The organism is Vibrio sp. 03-59-1 (assembly GCF_013114135.1).
GTDB classification, from domain to species: Bacteria; Pseudomonadota; Gammaproteobacteria; order Enterobacterales; family Vibrionaceae; genus Vibrio; species Vibrio cortegadensis.
The window spans coordinates 96,073-114,653 of record NZ_VTYA01000012.1; the positions used below are offsets into that span (position 1 = coordinate 96,073).

The 18,581-nt window shown below is 42.9% G+C and carries 18 protein-coding genes; 3 read left to right on the plus strand and 15 right to left on the minus strand.

Annotated elements, in window-relative coordinates; all coding sequences use genetic code 11:
- Positions 1-14: 14 nt before the first annotated feature.
- The 4 genes from F0249_RS13475 to F0249_RS13490 form a co-directional block, all read right to left on the minus strand.
- Positions 15-503 carry a DUF2489 domain-containing protein gene (locus F0249_RS13475; RefSeq protein WP_171756986.1) on the minus strand — a complete coding sequence of 163 codons (489 nt, stop codon included), beginning with the start codon at positions 501-503 and terminating at the stop codon, positions 15-17.
- Positions 504-511: 8 nt separating this feature from the next.
- On the minus strand, positions 512-1,129 hold the full coding sequence (gene yihI, locus F0249_RS13480; RefSeq protein ID WP_171756987.1) for a Der GTPase-activating protein YihI: 618 nt from the start codon (positions 1,127-1,129) through the stop codon (positions 512-514).
- Positions 1,129-1,767, minus strand: coding sequence for a class I SAM-dependent methyltransferase (locus F0249_RS13485; protein ID WP_017052123.1), 639 nt, complete (start codon positions 1,765-1,767; stop codon positions 1,129-1,131). Before F0249_RS13485 ends, yihI begins: the two co-directional genes overlap by 1 nt.
- A 345-nt stretch (positions 1,768-2,112) precedes the next feature.
- Complete coding sequence (locus F0249_RS13490; RefSeq protein ID WP_017052121.1) at positions 2,113-2,730, minus strand: cytochrome c; 618 nt, start codon at positions 2,728-2,730, stop codon at positions 2,113-2,115.
- A 132-nt stretch (positions 2,731-2,862) separates the two neighbouring features.
- Between F0249_RS13490 and yihA the strand changes: the two genes are divergently transcribed.
- Positions 2,863-3,516 (plus strand): ribosome biogenesis GTP-binding protein YihA/YsxC, encoded by a 654-nt coding sequence (gene yihA / locus F0249_RS13495; RefSeq protein ID WP_084654905.1) that lies wholly within the window; start codon positions 2,863-2,865, stop codon positions 3,514-3,516.
- 782 nt (positions 3,517-4,298) lie between these two features.
- Here the strand turns inward: yihA and polA are convergent.
- The 3 genes from polA to hemB form a co-directional block, all read right to left on the minus strand.
- Positions 4,299-7,097: a DNA polymerase I gene (polA, locus tag F0249_RS13500; RefSeq protein ID WP_171756988.1), complete on the minus strand. Its 2,799-nt coding sequence runs from the start codon at positions 7,095-7,097 to the stop codon at positions 4,299-4,301.
- Positions 7,098-7,720: 623 nt separating this feature from the next.
- Positions 7,721-8,161, minus strand: a complete 441-nt coding sequence (locus tag F0249_RS13505) for a GNAT family N-acetyltransferase (protein WP_171756989.1) — start codon at positions 8,159-8,161, stop codon at positions 7,721-7,723.
- Positions 8,162-8,229: 68 nt separating this feature from the next.
- Positions 8,230-9,276, minus strand: a complete 1,047-nt coding sequence (hemB, locus tag F0249_RS13510; protein WP_171756990.1) for a porphobilinogen synthase — start codon at positions 9,274-9,276, stop codon at positions 8,230-8,232.
- 160 nt (positions 9,277-9,436) lie between these two features.
- Here hemB and F0249_RS13515 point away from each other — a divergent pair, with 160 nt between their 5' ends.
- A complete protein-coding gene (locus tag F0249_RS13515; RefSeq protein WP_171756991.1) occupies positions 9,437-10,198 on the plus strand; it encodes a TatD family hydrolase in 762 nt (253 codons plus the stop codon).
- A 78-nt stretch (positions 10,199-10,276) separates the two neighbouring features.
- On the opposite strand, the gene tatC is transcribed toward F0249_RS13515, so the two are convergent.
- The 7 genes from tatC to rmuC all read right to left on the minus strand — a co-directional run bounded on the left by tatC (position 10,277) and on the right by rmuC (position 16,506).
- Positions 10,277-11,026 (minus strand): twin-arginine translocase subunit TatC, encoded by a 750-nt coding sequence (gene tatC, locus F0249_RS13520; RefSeq protein ID WP_017052114.1) that lies wholly within the window; start codon positions 11,024-11,026, stop codon positions 10,277-10,279.
- Positions 11,027-11,091: 65 nt separating this feature from the next.
- Positions 11,092-11,508, minus strand: coding sequence for a Sec-independent protein translocase protein TatB (tatB, locus tag F0249_RS13525; RefSeq protein WP_171756992.1), 417 nt, complete (start codon positions 11,506-11,508; stop codon positions 11,092-11,094).
- A 3-nt stretch (positions 11,509-11,511) separates the two neighbouring features.
- Positions 11,512-11,760, minus strand: coding sequence for a Sec-independent protein translocase subunit TatA (tatA, locus tag F0249_RS13530; RefSeq protein ID WP_017052112.1), 249 nt, complete (start codon positions 11,758-11,760; stop codon positions 11,512-11,514).
- A gap of 56 nt (positions 11,761-11,816) precedes the next feature.
- Complete coding sequence (gene ubiB / locus F0249_RS13535; protein ID WP_171756993.1) at positions 11,817-13,451, minus strand: ubiquinone biosynthesis regulatory protein kinase UbiB; 1,635 nt, start codon at positions 13,449-13,451, stop codon at positions 11,817-11,819.
- Positions 13,448-14,053: an SCP2 domain-containing protein gene (locus F0249_RS13540; protein WP_171756994.1), complete on the minus strand. Its 606-nt coding sequence runs from the start codon at positions 14,051-14,053 to the stop codon at positions 13,448-13,450. Before F0249_RS13540 ends, ubiB begins: the two co-directional genes overlap by 4 nt.
- Positions 14,054-14,089: 36 nt before the next feature.
- The gene (ubiE, locus tag F0249_RS13545) at positions 14,090-14,872 is read right to left on the minus strand and encodes a bifunctional demethylmenaquinone methyltransferase/2-methoxy-6-polyprenyl-1,4-benzoquinol methylase UbiE (RefSeq protein WP_029203315.1); all 783 of its coding nucleotides are present in this window, start codon (positions 14,870-14,872) and stop codon (positions 14,090-14,092) included.
- A 134-nt stretch (positions 14,873-15,006) separates the two neighbouring features.
- Entirely contained in the window at positions 15,007-16,506 is a 1,500-nt protein-coding gene (gene rmuC / locus F0249_RS13550; RefSeq protein WP_171756995.1) for a DNA recombination protein RmuC, read from the minus strand.
- A gap of 132 nt (positions 16,507-16,638) precedes the next feature.
- Here rmuC and F0249_RS13555 point away from each other — a divergent pair, with 132 nt between their 5' ends.
- Positions 16,639-17,538 carry a DMT family transporter gene (locus tag F0249_RS13555; protein ID WP_017052107.1) on the plus strand — a complete coding sequence of 300 codons (900 nt, stop codon included), beginning with the start codon at positions 16,639-16,641 and terminating at the stop codon, positions 17,536-17,538.
- 156 nt (positions 17,539-17,694) lie between these two features.
- Here the strand turns inward: F0249_RS13555 and F0249_RS13560 are convergent, their stop codons facing one another.
- Positions 17,695-18,522 carry an HDOD domain-containing protein gene (locus tag F0249_RS13560; RefSeq protein ID WP_113796144.1) on the minus strand — a complete coding sequence of 276 codons (828 nt, stop codon included), beginning with the start codon at positions 18,520-18,522 and terminating at the stop codon, positions 17,695-17,697.
- Positions 18,523-18,581: the final 59 nt, after the last annotated feature.

Consider the following 18,581-nt stretch of genomic DNA (forward strand, 5'->3'; position numbering starts at 1 on the left):
AAAGTAACCAATAGTTAGACCATCTGAATATTGATCTGATTATTGAGCGGTTTGACTTGTTCTTGCAGCTGCTTTAACTCATCAACAACAGCGTCATTCAAGCGCGTTTCTGCTTTATGTCGTTCAAGGTTTTGCTTCATGCGCTCAGATTTTTGTATCTCTTGGCGACTTTCACCGCGAGCCATATCTTTTACAACGTGGTACAGCTCTGAAATAGCAGGATAGCGCTGTTCAAAATCAACACGCTGCTCACCTTGAACGTAATCCATAATGCAATAAACGCGAATGCTAATTTCCGATAAGTCACACTCACCCTGAATACCCGCTAAACATAAGGTATTCACATTTTCATAAATATTAGCATTACGTTTATTGATCGCTAAAGCTTGATGCTGCTGTTGCAGCACCTTTTGCTTTTTGATTTGAAGCAGAAGGTAACCCGCATAAGCAGCCAAAGCCACAATAATGACTCCACCAACAATCGCTAATAAGGTTACATTCATTAGGCTTCTTATCCTTTAAAGTCGTTTAAATCGATATCTTCAAACTGAGACAGTAGATCGTCGTCTGAACTTGATTTCTTAGGTTGTGACTTCGGCTCAATAGCATCAATCTCAGCAAGTTCTTCTTCCGAAAGATCTTCGTCAGAGAAATCTTCAGCGAAGTACATATCGTCTGAATCATCCGCTTCTGGTTCCATTAAACCAAGTTGATTCATTAATACTTCAATGCGATCCAGCTTCTCATCAACATACTTCTGCAAACCAGCACCTAGGTTTTCACCCATTTCAATGCGATCGATCAGTACATTCAGTTGAGCATCATTCTCAAGCATTTCAAGTTCTTGAGCAGCAGAGATCTTACGCTCTTGCTTAGTCAGCTTCTTCTTAGGCTCGATGATTAATGGGATCTTTTTCTTGCTGCCTAAACGAGGGTCACGTGCTTTTGCTGCACTTTGTGCTTTTGCATCGCTCACTTCAGAGTTACGGTTACCCGTTTTTAGACCTTTACGCTTTTTAATGCGTTTTTGCTCACGACCTTGTACATTTGACTCTGTACGGTTACGAGTTACAACGACTTCACCACCGCTTGATGGTCCTACTTTTCTAGATTTTTTATTACGGCTCATTACTGGGCTTTCCTCAGTAAAATTACATCATTACCAATAAATTCGAGTTCGAGCTTATCCCGCTCGGCCAAAAACTGGAAAGTTTGACGGCTAAAAAAGACTACGTGCGTAAGGTCATTTTTATAGTGCCAGCTAGCAAACGCATCTACGTCTATTACTAGCTTAGTCATTAAACCAATCCAGCCACCAGGCTTAACTAAATTCAACCATTTCTGCCACACTTGATTGGGCTCATATAAGTGCTCAATCACTTCTGTGGCTGTCATAAAGTCATACACTTTATCTAACACCTGAGTCTCGGGATGATAGTAAATATCGTATAACTCCATATTGTGCCCCGCTTCTTGCAACATTAAAGACAATGTCGGTCCTGGGCCACAACCAAAATCTAATCCACAAGATGGTTTTTCCAACCTTTCTAATAAAGGAGTGGAGACGCGTGATAAGAAGCGTCGATATCCCATATCTTGGGGATCATTGTTATGTAGATCGTAGTGAGCTTTTTCAACTTTAGCATCCAATCTTTGTTCAGGTGGAACAAAAACCAAATGACAACGTGAGCACTGCAAGTACTCTCGATGTTTATCTTCAAAATAGTGAGAAATATGACTACTGGAGCATAAAGGACAAAAATTCATTAACACATCCTCAAACAAGGATGCGAAACATACCAGAAACTGGCTTTATAGTGGAGAGGTATTGAACATTTTTTCATCAGATAAAGAAAAAAAATCCACATCTCGACCATCGCTGCCACTTTCCATCAGGAGAGGTAGAAAAAATAGGCAGACTCGACAATCAAGAGGAGAATTTGCACAATAAAAAATGACAGATGCCAAACACGAAAAGCGCCGGGGTATGGCTGTGGTTCTAGATCCGGTTTGCTTCTGGCTTTAAAAAAGAAAACGCCTCTACCAGTTAGCAGCGGTTCGCTACCACCAATAAAGGCGTATCTGTAATACTATGCTCGAGCGATATTGTTATTAGTGTAGGCCACCAACGTATTTAGATAAGGTATCAATATCTTCATCGTTCAATTTCTTCGCGATATCACGCATCATGGCGTTCATATCGTTATTACGTGACCCATCACGGAATTTTTCCAGTTGAGCTTTTACGTAATCAGCATGCTGACCCGAAATTTTAGGGAATCCAGACAATTCTGTACCGTTACCACGGGGACCGTGACACGCCGTACATGCTGTAATTCCACGTTCTGCATCACCAGCAAAGTAAAGAACCTTACCTGCTGCGACAACATTTTCTGGCGTTGTATTTCCAGAAATCGGTAGAGAAGAGTAATAAGCAGACAAATCCGCCATATCTTGCTCTGAAAGTGGCATAGCCATGCCACCCATGACAGGATCGTAACGACCTTGCTTACCACCGCTGGTCATTCCAAGCTTAAGTTCTTTTAACTGCTTCTCAAGATACTTAGCATGTTGACCCGCTATTTTAGGGTAATTAGTGATTAGACTGTTGCCGTCAGCACCATGGCAGGCAACACATGTTTGTGATTTTGCTTTACCAGCTTCAATACTACCTTGAGCCCATACTGAGCAGCTGGCTAAAAGACTCAAAATTAGCGCTAATTTCTTCATGACATTCCATTATAATTATCAAGCTTCCAGTACCACTCTATGTTCTCATGGTACAATAGGCGACCTTATGCCGAGCACGGTTATTTTACACAATTTCACAAAAAAGTAATCAATCGACTACACAAAGTCGAGATGGAGTTAACAGTGAGCGTAAAAATTCATTATCAAAACACGCATTTCATTACCAGTGCACCTGATATTCGTCATTTACCAGAAGACGAAGGGATCGAAATTGCGTTTGCAGGACGCTCCAATGCTGGTAAATCTAGTGCATTAAATCGCCTAACCAACCAACGTGGTTTAGCAAAAACAAGTAAAACACCAGGTCGCACGCAATTAATTAACTTATTTAAAGTGCGTGAAGATTGTCATATTGTCGATCTACCTGGGTACGGTTTTGCTCAAGTTCCTGTTGAACTGAAGAAAAAATGGCAGAAATCACTGGGTGAATACCTACAAAAACGTGAGTCTTTAAAAGGACTTGTCGTATTAATGGATATTCGTCACCCAATGAAAGACCTTGATCAGCAGATGATTTACTGGGCTGTAGATAGCCATATTCCAGTTCAGGTATTGCTAACGAAAGCGGATAAACTAAAAAGTGGCGCACGTAATGCGCAGCTGTTGAAGATTCGTAAAGATTCAGCAGGCTTTGGTGGGGATGTTTCTGTCGATGTATTCTCATCACTCAAAGGACTTGGTGTTGATCAACTGCGTAACAAGCTGGACACATGGTTTGCGCCGGCACTTGTTGATTTAGTCGAAAACGACGACATCGATGAGTAAATTGTAGTATTTGATTGAACGATTAAGAGCCCTGCCAAATTTGGTGGGGCTTTTTCTATTCGGGGATTTTTTCCAAGCCTATATTTTCTTTCAGGCATAAAAATCCCCACCATCCTGGTGGGGCAATGGGAGAGAAATAGTAGTAGTTATTATGCTGACTAGGATTCCTTAGCTTGGCTAAAATATCAATACCTTATCACTTCACTTTTCACCGCCTCCCACATGAAGATGAGATCAAAAAAACGCTAACCAGTTGTTTTAAGTAATCAAAAACAATAAGAACCCTTCAACACTGGCTTCTTAATTTTAGCTGGAAAATATTATTCATGTGATCGGTATAAAATTACATTCCACTCATTGAGTAACACGGTAATGAGTTTTAATAATAAAGGTGTATGCGGCAATACTGAGTTCAGAAAGTAGCTGGAAAGTTAAGAGGAATAGTTTCATATAGAGCTGTAACTGTAGGTTATATAACGGAAAAAAGTTTTCTTTGCCCCATAAAAAACGCCCCAGTCAAATACTGACTGGGGCGGCTGAATCAGCCTAATCCAATAACGTGAAACAAAAGGTCTGAAAGATAGAACATCTTACCTCTGTACCCTACAAGAGATAATGTACAACAATTGGTCAGAAATGAAAACTTTTTTTGTAATTTATTTTCACCAAAATATTACTAAAAAACAGACAATCCCAATTTTTCAATTCTTTTTTTTAATCAAAAAAAAGCCAGCGTTTGTGCGCTGGCTCATGATTTATGACTCAATATGGTTAAAAAGTAACTAGTGCGCTTGGTCCCAGTTGTCACCGTGACCAGATTCAGCCACTAACGGAACATCCAGATTAGCCGCCGCCTCCATCAATTGTTGTACTTTACTTTCAATTTCGCCTAAAGCAGACTCTTGAACTTCAAATACCAGTTCATCGTGTACTTGCATCAACAACTTCACTCGACCATCGCCTTCCGCTTGGATCCATTCGTCTACCAATAACATCGCTTTCTTAATGATGTCTGCCGCTGTTCCTTGCATTGGGGCATTAATCGCTGCGCGCTCTGCTGCTTTACGACGCATTCCATTACGTGATTTGATTTCTGGTAAATGCAACTGGCGACCAAATAAGGTTTCAACAAAACCCTGTTCAGATGCTTTTGAGCGCGTATCTTCCATGTATTGCATCACGCTTGGGTAACGTTCGAAATACATGTCCATGTAGTGTTGAGCTTCGCCTCTTGGAATACCAAGCTGTTTTGCTAAACCAAATGCACTCATTCCATAGATAAGACCGAAGTTCACCGCCTTTGCTCGACGACGTTGCTCTGTCGTCACTTCATCGATGCTAACGCCGATAATTTCAGCCGCGGTTGCAGCATGAATATCTTTGCCCTGTTGGAACGCTTCTAATAAGGCCTTATCCCCTGATAAGTGCGCCATAATACGCAGCTCAATTTGAGAATAATCGACCGCTAAGATTTTCCAACCGTGAGGTGCAACGAATGCCTGACGAATTCGACGACCTTCTTCGTTACGAATAGGAATATTCTGTAAGTTTGGATCGGTTGAAGATAAACGACCTGTCGCCGTTACTGCTTGGTGATACGAGGTATGCACGCGCCCAGTTTCACCGTTGATCATCTTCGGAAGTTTATCGGTATACGTTGATTTCAGCTTAGCTAAACCACGATATTCTAGGATAAGCTTTGGCAGTGGGTAATCTAACGCAAGCTCTTGTAATACTTCTTCGTTAGTCGATGGTGCGCCAGATGGCGTTTTCTTCACGACTGGCAGTCCCATTTTTTCAAATAGGATCGCTTGAAGCTGTTTTGGAGAGCTTAGGTTGAACTCTTGTTCCGCAACTTCATACGCTTTTTGTTCGAGTTCATCTAAACGAGCCGCGATCTCTTGCGATTGAGCCCCTAACAGCATGTCATCAATGAAAACGCCCGTACGTTCAATGCGTGACATCACTGGCACTAATGGCATTTCAATCTCTTCATAAACGGATTTCAGCTTTTCATCCGCTTCGATGTGTTTCATCAAGCGATTGTGTAAACGTAAAGTTACATCCGCATCTTCTGCTGCATATGGTGACGCTTGCTCAAGATCGATCTGATTAAATGTCAGCTGCTTTTTGCCTTTACCTGCGATCTGTTCAAATGAAATACAGCTATGTTGCAAGAATCGAAGCGCTAAGCTATCCATATCATGCTTGCCACCGACACTGTTATACACGTAAGACGCTAACATGGTGTCGTGTTTGATGCCTTTCATATCGATACCGTAACGCGCAAGAACACTGGCATCGTATTTCAGGTTCTGCCCAACCTTCGCTTGTGCATCATCTTCTAAAATAGGTTTTAACTGTGCTAATACCCAATCACGGTCTAGTTGCTGTGGCGCATCAAGATAATCATGAGCCACCGGAACATAAGCGGCTACACCTTCTTCTGTCGCAAATGATAGGCCGACTAGATTCGCTACCATGTAATCTAAGCTGTCGGTTTCAGTATCAAACGCAAACAGCTCAGACGCTTGCAATTTTTCTAACCACAATTTGAAGGTTTCTTCATCAAGAATGGTTTCGTACTGACTGCGGTCAATAGTCACCGCTGAATTGTCGATTACTGATGCCGAACTTGAAGCGCTTGTGCTACTGCGCATCGCACCGGACTTTTCATCCGCCTCAACAACGCCTGTGCCACCTTCAAGTAATTCATTCAGCCAAGACTTAAAGACCATTTGGCCGTAAAGCTTAATGAGCTCATCGGTATTTGGTTCAGCCTTAACTAAAGATTCTGGTGTCTCTTCTAGTTCAACATCTAATTTGATCGTCGCAAGCTCGTAAGACATCAAAGCATTATCTTTATTGTCGACTAACTTCTTCGCCATAGTTTTAGAACCACGGAAACCTAAAGCTGCGATGTCATCAAGATTTTCATACAGCTTTTCAATACTACCAATACCTTGCAGTAGAGCGGTTGCCGTTTTATCACCAACGCCAGGAACGCCTGGAATGTTATCGACTTTATCGCCCATTAAGGCTAAGTAATCGATGATTAATTCAGGGGGAATTCCGAATTTTTCGATCACCCCTTCGCGATCCATGACCACGTTGGTCATCGTATTGATAAGCGTAACGTTTTCATCCACAAGCTGCGCCATATCTTTATCGCCAGTACTGATCAGAACAGGCATACCCGCTTTAGAGGCTTGTGACGCTAATGTACCAATAACGTCATCAGCTTCAACTCCAGAAATCGAAATTAATGGCAAGCCCATTGCTCGAATCACATTATGCAGCGGTTCGATCTGACAACGTAGGTCATCTGGCATTGGTGGACGATTGGCTTTGTACTCTGAGTACATGTCGTCACGAAAGGTTTTTCCTTTGGCATCAAAGATGACGGCAATCCTATCCGAAGCAAACTGCCTCATCATACTGCGAAGCATATTCACAACACCGTAAATGGCATTGGTCGGAATATCACCATTACTCATGGTGCCAGGATAAGCATGAAAAGCACGGTAAAGGTACGAAGATCCATCAATGAGAATTAATGGGTTATCAGGAATGCGAGCCATAGTATTTTGTATCCAAAGAAATACGAAAAATGATCTGCTTAGGATGCCACGACTCACGATCTGAATCTATGCCAACCATTCGCTTTTACTCGCATAGATCAAGCGGAAATCGTTGTTCACAAGACACTCAAACTGTGGATAACTCTGTTTATATATTTTATCCACTGGTTATACAAGGTAATTAATTTGCACCAAACCTCAACTTAAGCCCATGAAATAAATAAACTTATATATAGATCGAACAGATTTAAATCGATCCTTTCACGATCCCTCATTGTGGAAAAGAATGTTCCCCATCCATTATTCCACTCCACCTGACACCTCTAAGCGACAGGCATAAAAAAAGCGACACCCGAAGATGTCGCCTAGCATAAAAGTGGAAAGCCAAATCATTTGTTGTTATTCAGCCTTACCAAAAGCTATAAATTACACTGGAAGCAATGTGAGCAATGTCGTGTCAAAAAAGAACTTAGTGCAAGTTCGTTAAGAATTCTTGGTTAAAGCTAAATTGGAAGCTTTTCAACATCCTTGTGAACCGTTTCTTTATTCCTTAAGACGCAGTTAATAATAATGATTCTCATTTAATAGTCAACCATTAAATGAGAAAAAATATCATTTAGATCTTAGCGTGTTAATTGCTTAACAAAATGGATGCTCGAAGCGGATAATGGCTCCTTTTTTTCAAAATGCTCAATGGCGTAGCCGTTTCTCAACAATAACCGCAGCATCACAGGAAACTGATTACGAGATTTTACTTTCAGATACTGATACTGCTGGCTTTCGACCCAGCGCTCTTGCTCATTCAATAACGCTTGGGCTACTCCTTTATTTCTCGCAATCGGAGAAACGCCACCAAACCAACTATAGAAAGTGTCATCATCAAGCTGGTAGCCAATTTTAAATCCAAGCAACGTGCCCTCTTCTTCGGCAACAAGGATTAGCTGCTTTTTACCTTGTAAACGAAGTTGTAAAGATTCGATGGTCTCTCCTCGAACAAATTCATCAATAGATTCAACCACCGCGATGACTTCTTGCAGGTCACCCACTCTCACATCAACCGACATAAACTATCCCTCCAATAAAAAAGGGCTGGTACAAGACCAACCCTATTTACTACTGCGTTTCGTTTACCCTACTTTTCAGTATTTAGGTGCTCAGCGGCTTGTGCATTTTCTTGCGCCAACCATTCCGCTACGTCTTTCGCGAAGTACGTTAAGATGCCATCAGCACCCGCACGTTTAAAGCAAAGTAGTGACTCAAAAACCGTCTCTTGCTCTTTTAACCAGCCATTTTGAATCGCCGCTTTATGCATCGCGTATTCACCAGAAACTTGGTAAGCAAACGTTGGAACTTGAAGCTCTGACTTCACTCGACGGACAATATCTAAATACGGCATGCCCGGTTTCACCATGACCATATCCGCACCTTCATTGATATCCATCGCCACTTCATGAATCGCTTCATCACTATTCGCTGGATCCATCTGGTAGTTTTTCTTATTACCACCCTTCAAATTAGATGATGAACCGACGGCATCACGGAACGGGCCGTAGTAACAAGAGGCGTATTTTGCCGAGTAAGCCATAATCTGAGTATGAATATGCCCAGCTTCTTCTAATGCTTCACGAATTTTACCAATACGACCATCCATCATGTCCGATGGAGCAACAACATCTGCGCCCGCTTCTGCATGAGACAACGCCTGCTTGATCAGTACTTCTGTCGTTTCATCGTTTTGTACGTAGCCATCTTCATCAATAATGCCGTCTTGGCCATGAGTGGTGAATGGATCTAATGCTACATCAGTAATCACGCCCATTTGCGGCACGTGTTCTTTCAATGCACGAACCGCTCGTTGCACTAAGCCTTCTGGGCTGTATGCTTCAATAGCACATAAGCTTTTTGCATCTTGATTCACTACCGGGAATAAAGCGATCGCAGGCACACCCAGTTTGGCTAGGTATTCTGCCTCTTCGAGCATCAGGTCGATAGAAAGACGCTCAACACCAGGCATCGACTCAACCGATTCACGACGATCTTTACCCATAAGAATAAACATCGGGTAAATAAGATCGCTAACTGTAAGTTGATTTTCGGCCATAAGACGGCGACTAAAATCATGTTTACGCATGCGGCGCATACGTCGCCCTGGGAATTGACCTTGAATTGAAACAGACACTCGATTCTCCTTGTCTGGATTAGTAGCTTAATCAGAGAATATCACTCTCGATCTCAGACGCTAGTGCTATTATTTAAAACCTGTAAAAAATGACGAAAAATGACCTTCTTCTCACACTGCTTTATACTCTCCCTACTAACGAAACCGACTGAGACCAAACATGATTGACTCACACGCCCACATTTACGCCACTGAATTTGATAATGATCGTGATGAGGTTGTGCAGCGCGCACTTGCTCAGGGTATCGACACCATCTTACTGCCCAATATCGATTTGGGCTCTATCGAACCCATGCTAAAAACTGAAGCGGCTTACCCTGATGTATGTCGCTCTATGATGGGGCTGCATCCTTGTTATGTAGATGGTGATGTAAAACAGACTCTTGCAACGATCCACTCTTGGTTTGAAAAGCATAATTTCATTGCAGTTGGCGAGATAGGCATTGATCTCTATTGGGATAAGACCTTTAAAGCTGAACAGGAGATGGCTTTCATTACTCAATTAAATTGGGCAAAAGAGATGGATCTTCCTGTGGTGATCCATACTCGTGATTCGATTGAAGAGACGTTAACCCTACTGCGTAAAGAACAAAATGGCTCTTTAAGAGGAGTATTTCACTGCTTTGGTGGGACCGTTGAAGAAGCGAAAGCCATTAATGATCTCGGTTTTCATTTAGGTTTAGGCGGCGTATCAACATTTAAGAATGGTGGCATGGATAAAGTGATTCCCCATTTAGATCTCAGTAAGGTGATCCTTGAAACCGACTGCCCATACCTTGCGCCCGTTCCGCATCGTGGTAAACGAAATGAGCCTGCTTACACGCAACTCATCGCCAAACGTATTTCAGATCTACGAGACATCGAGATTGAACAGGTTGATATACTGACGACTCAGAATACAAAAACACTGTTTAACCTATAATTCCAGCTGTAGAGATAAGCTTTCATCGAGATAAGCTTTCAGATACAAAAAAACGACTCATTCGAGTCGTTTTTTTATTTAATCTTCTACCTGCTCTTCATCAGGATCTTTACGCACGTAGAATCTCGCAAAGAACAAACCCACTTCGAACAGAATACACATAGGTATCGCTAACAGGGTTTGAGAAACCATATCTGGAGGCGTTAACATCATCCCAATAACAAAAGCGGCAACGACTATATAAGGACGTTTTTCACTTAATGCTTTTGGATTCGTCGCCCCAGTCCAACATAATAAAATGATGGCAACAGGTACTTCAAACGCAATACCAAACGCAAGGAACAGAGCTAGAACAAAATCGAGATAGCTTGAAATATCGGTCGCGAACTCCACCCCACCGAGTGAAATGGCCGTAAAGAAGCCAAATACCAACGGGAACACCACAAAATAAGCAAAAGCCACACCGCAGTAAAACAGCAGTGAACTAGAGAACATTAATGGCATGATCAAACGACGTTCGTGCTTATATAAGCCAGGAGCGACAAAGGCCCATACCTGATACAAAATAAAAGGCACGGCAATGAACACCGACGTCATTAAGGTTAACTTCAATGGCGTGAAAAATGGCGATGCAACATCCGTGGCAATCATCGTTGCCCCTTCAGGCAGGCGATCCACTAATGGTGCAGAGACAAATTCATAGATCTCATTGGAAAAATAAATCAGCCCAAGAAAAACAACAATCACCGCAATGATTGCGCGTAATAAACGATTACGCAGTTCTAACAAGTGGCTAATTAAAGGTTGTGTCTGCTCAGCAGAAGACATATCAAACCTCTTATATAGGGCGATCGAAAAGGAGCCGCAACGGTAGCAGCTCCAATTGGGTGAGACTATTCGGCTTTTTTATCTGACGAGCTTGGCTGCGCTTCACTATTTGTTTGCGCTTCACTATTGGTTGGAACAGACTCATCCCCCTGAGCAGTATTGTCTACCGCATCACCATCAGTGTTTTGCTTTGCATAAGGTCGAGTCACTTCTTGCGCTGCTTTCTTAAGTTCATCAACTGAAGCTTTCAGCTCTGGCGCAAGGTCTTCCATTCCCATTTGCTCAGCTTTACGCAAGTTATCTTGCAGTTCTTGAACCTTGAGCTCATGAGATAACTCATCTTTTACACTGTTCGCCATACTTTTCGCAGAACCAATAAATTTGGATACACTACGAATCGCGACAGGTAAACGCTCAGGACCAAGCACAACTAACCCCACGACAGATATCAATACCAGTTCCCAAAAACCGATATCAAACACGTATTATGCCTGCTCTTTGTCTTTTTCTTTCTTGATTTCAGCAGTGGTGTCCGTCTTCTGCCCTTCAAGATTCTTTGGTTCAAAGTCCGCATCTTTCTTTAACGCTGCAGGATCTTCATCACTCATGGCTTTTTTAAAGCCCTTTACAGCTGAACCTAAATCACCACCCATGCCGCGTAGCTTTTTAGTTCCGAATAGTAATACAACGATTACTGCGATGATTAGGAGTTGCCAAATACTGATACCGCCCATTATTTTTACCTCGGGTCTTTTCTACACAAAAAATTATATTTTTACGAGTCTACCGCTTAACGACGGTAAGCTCGCCAACTAAGCAGCCAAAATGTGACACCTGCTATGCCACAGCCCAATGTTAGCTGCTGATACGGGCTAGAGATTAAGATCGCAGAGCATACGACTAAAGTGGCTCCAACACCAAACAAAAACTTACCTGTCCCTTGTTGTCGCTTGCTATCTCGATAACCTTGATAAAGCTGATCCATTCTTTGATTCATGGATTTTCCTTGTCGTAAGCTATCATAAAGCAACTCTGGTAATTCTGGCAGCTTCTCTATCCAAAACGGTGCTCTATCTTTTACTGCATTCAGTAAAGCTTGTGGCCCGACTTGGTTCGCCATCCATTTTTCAAGAAACGGTTTTGCTGTCTCCCATAAGTCTAGCTGAGGATAAAGCTGACGCCCTAAACCTTCAACGTACAATAGTGTCTTTTGCAGCAACACCAATTGAGGTTGAACTTCCATATTAAAGCGACGAGCGGTATTGAATAGGTTCAATAGCACGTGACCAAATGAAATTTCACATAAAGGTTTAGCAAAAATCGGTTCACATACAATACGGATTGCAAATTCAAACTCATCAATATTGGTATCAGCAGGCACCCAACCAGAGTCCACATGCAGCTCAGCAACTCGGCGATAATCACGATTAAAAAAGGCTAAGAAGTTCTCTGCCAAATAACGCTTATCTTCGCTATTGAGTGTGCCAACAATGCCGCAATCTAAACCAATCCATTGTGGATTTTCTGGATGCTCTGGGTTAACAAATACATTTCCCGGATGCATATCTGCATGGAAAAAACTGTCACGAAACACTTGAGTAAAGAAGACACTCACGCCACGTTCAGCCAACAATTTCATGTTGGTACCATTGGCTTCTAATGAGGTTATATCAGAGACTTGAATGCCATAAATTCGCTCAGAGACCATCAAGTGTTCACTGCTTAAATCAGAGATCACTTCAGGTACGTAAAGCTCTTCACTGCCTTCAAAGTTACGTCTTAATTGAATGGCATTCGCCGCTTCTCGACGCAGATCCAATTCATCAATTAAGGTTTTTTCATACTCACGAACCACTTCTACGGGCTTTAATCGTCTCGCTTCTGGCAAGGCTTTTGCGACGATTCTAGCCATGCGATACATCAGCTTAATATCGGCATCAATCACAGGACGAATATCAGGACGAATCACTTTAAGTACAATATCTCGACCTGATTCTTTTAGCTTCGCGGTATGTACTTGAGCAATCGACGCTGAAGCGAGTGGCTCGATATCGAAATCCGTAAACCAGTTATCTAAGCTACCGCCTAAAGACGCTTCCATCTGATCTTTGGCTAATTGGCCATCAAAAGGAGAGACTTGGTCTTGAAGGAGGGCTAATTGATCTGCCAAATGAGGAGGGAACAGATCTCGCCTCGTCGACATCATCTGTCCGAACTTAATCCAGACCGGACCGAGTTCTTGTAAGGCGAGACGTAACCTTTCGCCCATGGTCTTATCTTGATGCTTACGCTTAATCCAGAACAGTGACTTACGCATCATCAATGGTGCTTTCGTCAACTGGTGCTCTGGGAGTAACTCATCTAAACCATATTCAAGTTGTACTTTGACAATATGGTACAGACGGCGCAATTCTGTTGGGGTCATACTTTCTCCAACAAGGCGTTAAGTTTCGATTCTAATCGAGAAACCGAACTCTTAAGTTCATCCACTTGATCGCAAAAATAGGCAATTTCTAACGGTGCCGGAGCAATTTTCCACTCTTCCGTTAAGATTTGTGCGAAATTCGATTGTTGTTTTTCTGCTTGTTGATACAAAAAACTTCCCACATTTTTCGCGCCTTGAACGACAGTATGTGCGACCACATCTCCCGTCACACGAGACAACCACTCTTCGAGATCAGGTTTGCAATCGGTCATGAGTTGAGCAAACTTCTGAGCCAATTGAATATCACCTTCTAAGATCAGCTTATCTTGTTTAATCAGCTTGGTGATGTTGGCCTGCTCACGCAACTCCGGAAGTACGGACAAATTCAAACTAAGGTAACAGTCTGGTTTGGCTTCATAATCGGCCAACACGTCTATTTGTTGGCTAAAAACGAACGTTAAACTCTTATTGAGTTCTTTCAGATGAACCTGAATCACTTGCCCTTTTAAGCGCGATAAACGACGCACCAAGTTAGGGTCGTCATTTACAAGGGTATTAAGCGAAGTTTCAATCACTGCAGTGACAAGCGGATCAAATGGCATGACTATCCTTAAAATATAAGTCTTAACTACACAGGATTAAAATTTATAACCACGGTGTAGCGCAACAATGCCACCCGTTAGGTTGTAGTAGCTCGCATTTTCAAAACCTGCGTTTTCCATCATCCCTTTCAGCGTCTCTTGATTTGGATGCATGCGAATAGACTCCGCTAAATAACGGTAGCTATCAGCATCGTTCGCAATCAACTCGCCCATTTTAGGTAATAGGTGGAATGAGTAAGCGTCATAAATCTTAGAAAGGGGCTCAAGAACTGGTTTTGAAAACTCAAGTACCAGCAAGCGACCACCGGGCTTTAACACTCGGAACATCGATTGCAGTGCTTTGTCTTTGTCTGTCACATTACGTAAGCAGAAACTGATGGTAATGCAATCAAAGTAGTTATCAGGGAAAGGTAGCTCTTCCGCATTCGCTTGTACGTAATGAACGTTACCCACAATGCCGTTATCGCGCAGTTTGTCACGACCAACGTTCAGCATTGAGTTGTTGATATCAGCAAGAATTACGTGGCCTTTTTCACCGACAATCCGTGAAAACTTAGCAGTTAAATCGCCTGTGCCGCCGCCTAAATCTAGAATGCGCTGACCAGGGCGAACACCACTACAATCAATGGTGAAACGCTTCCATAAACGGTGAACACCACCCGACATAAGATCGTTCATGATGTCGTATTTTGCGGCTACAGAGTGAAAGACCTCTGCTACTTTCGCGACTTTTTCTTCTTTCGCGACCGTTTCAAAACCAAAGTGAGTGGTTTCTTGTGTTTCTAAAGCTGAATTTGATTGCACACTCGTATCCGTCATGTTGTTGTCTGCCATGATAAGTTCTCTTCAGCAGTGCGTCATTTCAACAAGGGCACTGCGGGCGATTAGTGTACTTTATCCTCTGCTTAATACCAATTCCAATAATGCATCAAGCACAAGAAGGGTGACGCCAGTTATGATTCATTTGTCTCAAGAAGTGCATCGGTTTGTGCTAATTCAGCTAAGCTCGGGGAGATTGGCCTTTTGACTTCGACTCCCAGTTGCTTAAAGCTTTCCGCCTGACGAATGGCATTACCTCGCCCTGTCGCTAATTTATTCATCGCCCCTTGATAGCTTTGATTCGCTTTATCCAACGCGCCCCCTAACCCTTCCATATCATCGACAAAAAGACGTAATTTGTCGTACAACTTGCTTGCTCTGTCTGCGATAACCTGTGCATTTTGGTTCTGTCTGTCATTACGCCACAAATTGTCAATCGTTCGGAGTGCCACCAGCAGAGTGGTTGGGCTAACTAAGATAATGTTCTGCTCCATGGCGTCTTTCACCAAGCTAGGATCCGCTTGAATGGCGACTTGGAATGCCGGTTCAACCGGAATGAACATCAACACATAATCCAAGCTTTGAATGCCTTTTAATTGATGATAATCCTTCTGACTTAAGCCTTTGATATGAGCACGCAAGGCGACCAAGTGATCACTCAATGCTTGATCACGCTGAGTATCATTTTCCGCATTGAAGTAACGCTCAAAAGCGACTAATGCCATTTTTGAATCCACCACCACCTGCTTTTCTTGTGGAAGATGAACGATCACATCAGGCTGATAACGTTTTCCTGCTTCGTTTTGCAAGTTCACTTGTGTGTGGTATTCATGACCTTCTCGCAAACCAGACTCCGCAAGCACACGCGCAAGCACCACTTCTCCCCAGTTACCTTGCTGCTTGTTATCCCCTTTTAGCGCTTGGGTGAGGTTCACGGCTTCACGCGTCATGCTCTCATTCAAACGTTGTAGATTTTTTAGCTCATGCACTAAGGTATGGCGCTCTTTGGCTTCTTGACCAAAGCTGTCGTTAACTTGTTTTTTGAAGCCTTCTAACTGATCTTTCAACGGCGACAGTAATCCTTCTAAACTTTGCTTATTTTGCTGATCCACTTTGGCGGTTTTCGCATCGAACATCTGGCTGGCTAAGTGTTCAAACTCGGTCTTTAAACGAGCTTCTGCATTTTCTAGCAGCTGAAGTTTTTCACGATTCGATACATTTTCTTGTGCATGTCGGGCGTCTTGTTCTCGCAGTTGAGCTTCAAGCTGAGATTTAAGCTCCTTCACTTGATTCAATTCATCCACATACTGCTGGCGCTCTTGCTTGACGGCCTCAAAATAACGCAGCTTTTCAATGGCTGCCATCAACTTGCCGTGGGCTTGTTTTAATTCAAAGGCGGATTTGTCTCGTTCATTGTCCAACTCATCTAACTCGGCTTGCGCTTGGTTCAGTGCCTCTTGCAACGGCTGAACTTGAGACTGATATAGCTGCTTATCGGATTCAAGCTGCTGCATCAGTAATTGTATTTGAAATTGCGCTTTCTGCTTGGCCCACCAGCCGAATGTGCCACCACTGATGATCGCGCTTACAATGCCGCTAATAAGAAGAGATTGGTACTCAAGAATCCATTGCATGATAAAGATTTAGCCTATAAATGAGATGCTCATTAAATGGTATTTTGATACTGGATAAATGTCCAGTTTGTTGTGGTTTATTTAGTCTATAAACTAGCCACACTCTTCCTTTAACACCAACCACGAGAAATCATGAACGAACGTCGAGCCATTGGTTTCGGGCTTGCTGCGGTACTGCTTTGGTCAACCGTTGCAACTGCATTTAAGCTGACTTTGGCTGAATTTACGCCTATTCAAATGTTAACGGTGGCGAGCTTTGTCTCTGCGATTGCGCTCTCTATCATCTGCATCGCGCAGGGTAAATCGTCTCAAATTGCGAACACCTTCTTGGCTAACCCTTGGTACTACTTACTGCTTGGGCTTATTAACCCTTTGGCTTACTACCTAATCTTATTTAAAGCTTATGACTTATTGCCCGCCTCTCAAGCCCAGCCTTTAAATTACAGTTGGGCGATCACCCTCACCCTCATGGCCGCGGTTTTTTTAGGTCAGAAAATTCGTAAGCAAGATTGGGCCGCCTGTGTTTTTGGGTATGCTGGAGTCGTAGTGATTGCGACGAAAGGTGATATTTTAGGCTTAGAGTTTGATAGCCCACTTGGGGTCGGGTTGGCTTTACTATCAACCTTGTTATGGGCTGGATATTGGATCTTAAATGCGAAAAACAGAGCCGATCCCGTCATCGGGGTGCTGCTCGGCTTTTTGGTCGCGCTGCCCTTTGCTGTCGGCTTGAGTATTTATGAAGGTGCAACATGGAGTTTGATCAGCACTAAGGGTTGGTTATCTGTCACTTATGTCGGGCTATTTGAAATGGGCATCACCTTCGTTTTATGGCTGACAGCATTAAAGCTGACCGAAAACACCGCGCGTATCAGTAATCTCATATTCGCCTCACCGTTTATTTCTCTCATGCTATTGGCTTATATCATTGGTGAAGAGATCCACCCTTCGACGATGATTGGTTTATTGTTGATTGTGACGGGCTTGGTCATACAACAACTGAAGTTCAAATCAATAGCTGAAAAAGATAAGTAACGCACCACCACATACCTTGCCCACCGATCATAAAAACCGACATCAATAGATATATTGATGTCGGTTTTTCCATTCAATCAAAGACAATAGAGCTGAGCCTATTACACAGCTGAAATGCTCCTAACTCACGCGCTTAATGAAGGCAAGGAGCTACAACTAGCTAAAGAGCTCAAATGCTAACTCGCTGCCCTTCCCTCTCACTTCATCAATGACGGCTACGGTCGCAGGAGCGATAGATAACGCTTTCGCTGCTGGATGGGTTGTCAAAAAATGGACTTTATTTTTTTCACTTGGCAAGGAATCCCAACGCTTATGAATATCTCGTGCTAAGTACAATAAACAGGCTAATTTTTTAGAGACTTCCGCTTTTCCGGGCTGGTTAACATTGGCAATGGCATCCGCCATTTCTGGAGGGAATTTCCATGCATTCGCCAATTTGGCACCTAATTCGGGGGCATCGGTAGAGAGGACATCACGCTGAACTTGTAAGGGGTTTTCACCTTCATCAACGCGCTTCGTGATTTCAACCGCTTGCTCTGGCACCAGTGAGTGGATCATTAATTCACCGATATTGTGTAGCACTCCCGTTGTGAAGGCCTCATTGGGATCCAACCCAACCTTGGGGGCAAGTTTGCTGGCAATCATCGATATTTCAAACGTATTCGACCAATAATCTTTTACATTTAAGGTCTCTATTTTTGGAAAAGCACTGGATAAAATGGATGATGATACTAACGTCCGAACGGCCCCACTGCCCACTCTAATAATGGCATCATTGATGGTTGCAACGGATTTACTACCACCAAAATGAGCGGAATTTGCCATGCGTAGCAAGCGAGCGCTGAGCACTTGCTCCATCGACATTTTCTTAGACAGCTCACCAAAATCTACGTTCTCTTGATTCACCATCTCCAAAAGTTCTTGCAGCACGCTTTCAATACGAGGCAGTTCGTTAATGCGGCTAATTAAAGCGTCTTGTCTCATAAAGCTCACTCCTTTGGCTCATTATCACCCTTTAATATAGGATAGATTTGGCGATTAGG

What these genes read in the sequence shown, in the direction of transcription:
- F0249_RS13475 (WP_171756986.1), bottom strand. Translation starts at nt 503, where the DNA reads ATGAATGTAACCTTATTAGCGATTGTTGGTGGAGTCATTATTGTGGCT.
- yihI (WP_171756987.1), bottom strand. Translation starts at nt 1,129, where the DNA reads ATGAGCCGTAATAAAAAATCTAGAAAAGTAGGACCATCAAGCGGTGGT.
- F0249_RS13485 (WP_017052123.1), bottom strand. Translation starts at nt 1,767, where the DNA reads ATGAATTTTTGTCCTTTATGCTCCAGTAGTCATATTTCTCACTATTTT.
- F0249_RS13490 (WP_017052121.1), bottom strand. Translation starts at nt 2,730, where the DNA reads ATGAAGAAATTAGCGCTAATTTTGAGTCTTTTAGCCAGCTGCTCAGTA.
- yihA (WP_084654905.1), top strand. Translation starts at nt 2,863, where the DNA reads ATGGAGTTAACAGTGAGCGTAAAAATTCATTATCAAAACACGCATTTC.
- polA (WP_171756988.1), bottom strand. Translation starts at nt 7,097, where the DNA reads ATGGCTCGCATTCCTGATAACCCATTAATTCTCATTGATGGATCTTCG.
- F0249_RS13505 (WP_171756989.1), bottom strand. Translation starts at nt 8,161, where the DNA reads ATGTCGGTTGATGTGAGAGTGGGTGACCTGCAAGAAGTCATCGCGGTG.
- F0249_RS13515 (WP_171756991.1), top strand. Translation starts at nt 9,437, where the DNA reads ATGATTGACTCACACGCCCACATTTACGCCACTGAATTTGATAATGAT.
- tatC (WP_017052114.1), bottom strand. Translation starts at nt 11,026, where the DNA reads ATGTCTTCTGCTGAGCAGACACAACCTTTAATTAGCCACTTGTTAGAA.
- tatA (WP_017052112.1), bottom strand. Translation starts at nt 11,760, where the DNA reads ATGGGCGGTATCAGTATTTGGCAACTCCTAATCATCGCAGTAATCGTT.
- ubiB (WP_171756993.1), bottom strand. Translation starts at nt 13,451, where the DNA reads ATGACCCCAACAGAATTGCGCCGTCTGTACCATATTGTCAAAGTACAA.
- F0249_RS13540 (WP_171756994.1), bottom strand. Translation starts at nt 14,053, where the DNA reads ATGCCATTTGATCCGCTTGTCACTGCAGTGATTGAAACTTCGCTTAAT.
- ubiE (WP_029203315.1), bottom strand. Translation starts at nt 14,872, where the DNA reads ATGACGGATACGAGTGTGCAATCAAATTCAGCTTTAGAAACACAAGAA.
- rmuC (WP_171756995.1), bottom strand. Translation starts at nt 16,506, where the DNA reads ATGCAATGGATTCTTGAGTACCAATCTCTTCTTATTAGCGGCATTGTA.
- F0249_RS13555 (WP_017052107.1), top strand. Translation starts at nt 16,639, where the DNA reads ATGAACGAACGTCGAGCCATTGGTTTCGGGCTTGCTGCGGTACTGCTT.
- F0249_RS13560 (WP_113796144.1), bottom strand. Translation starts at nt 18,522, where the DNA reads ATGAGACAAGACGCTTTAATTAGCCGCATTAACGAACTGCCTCGTATT.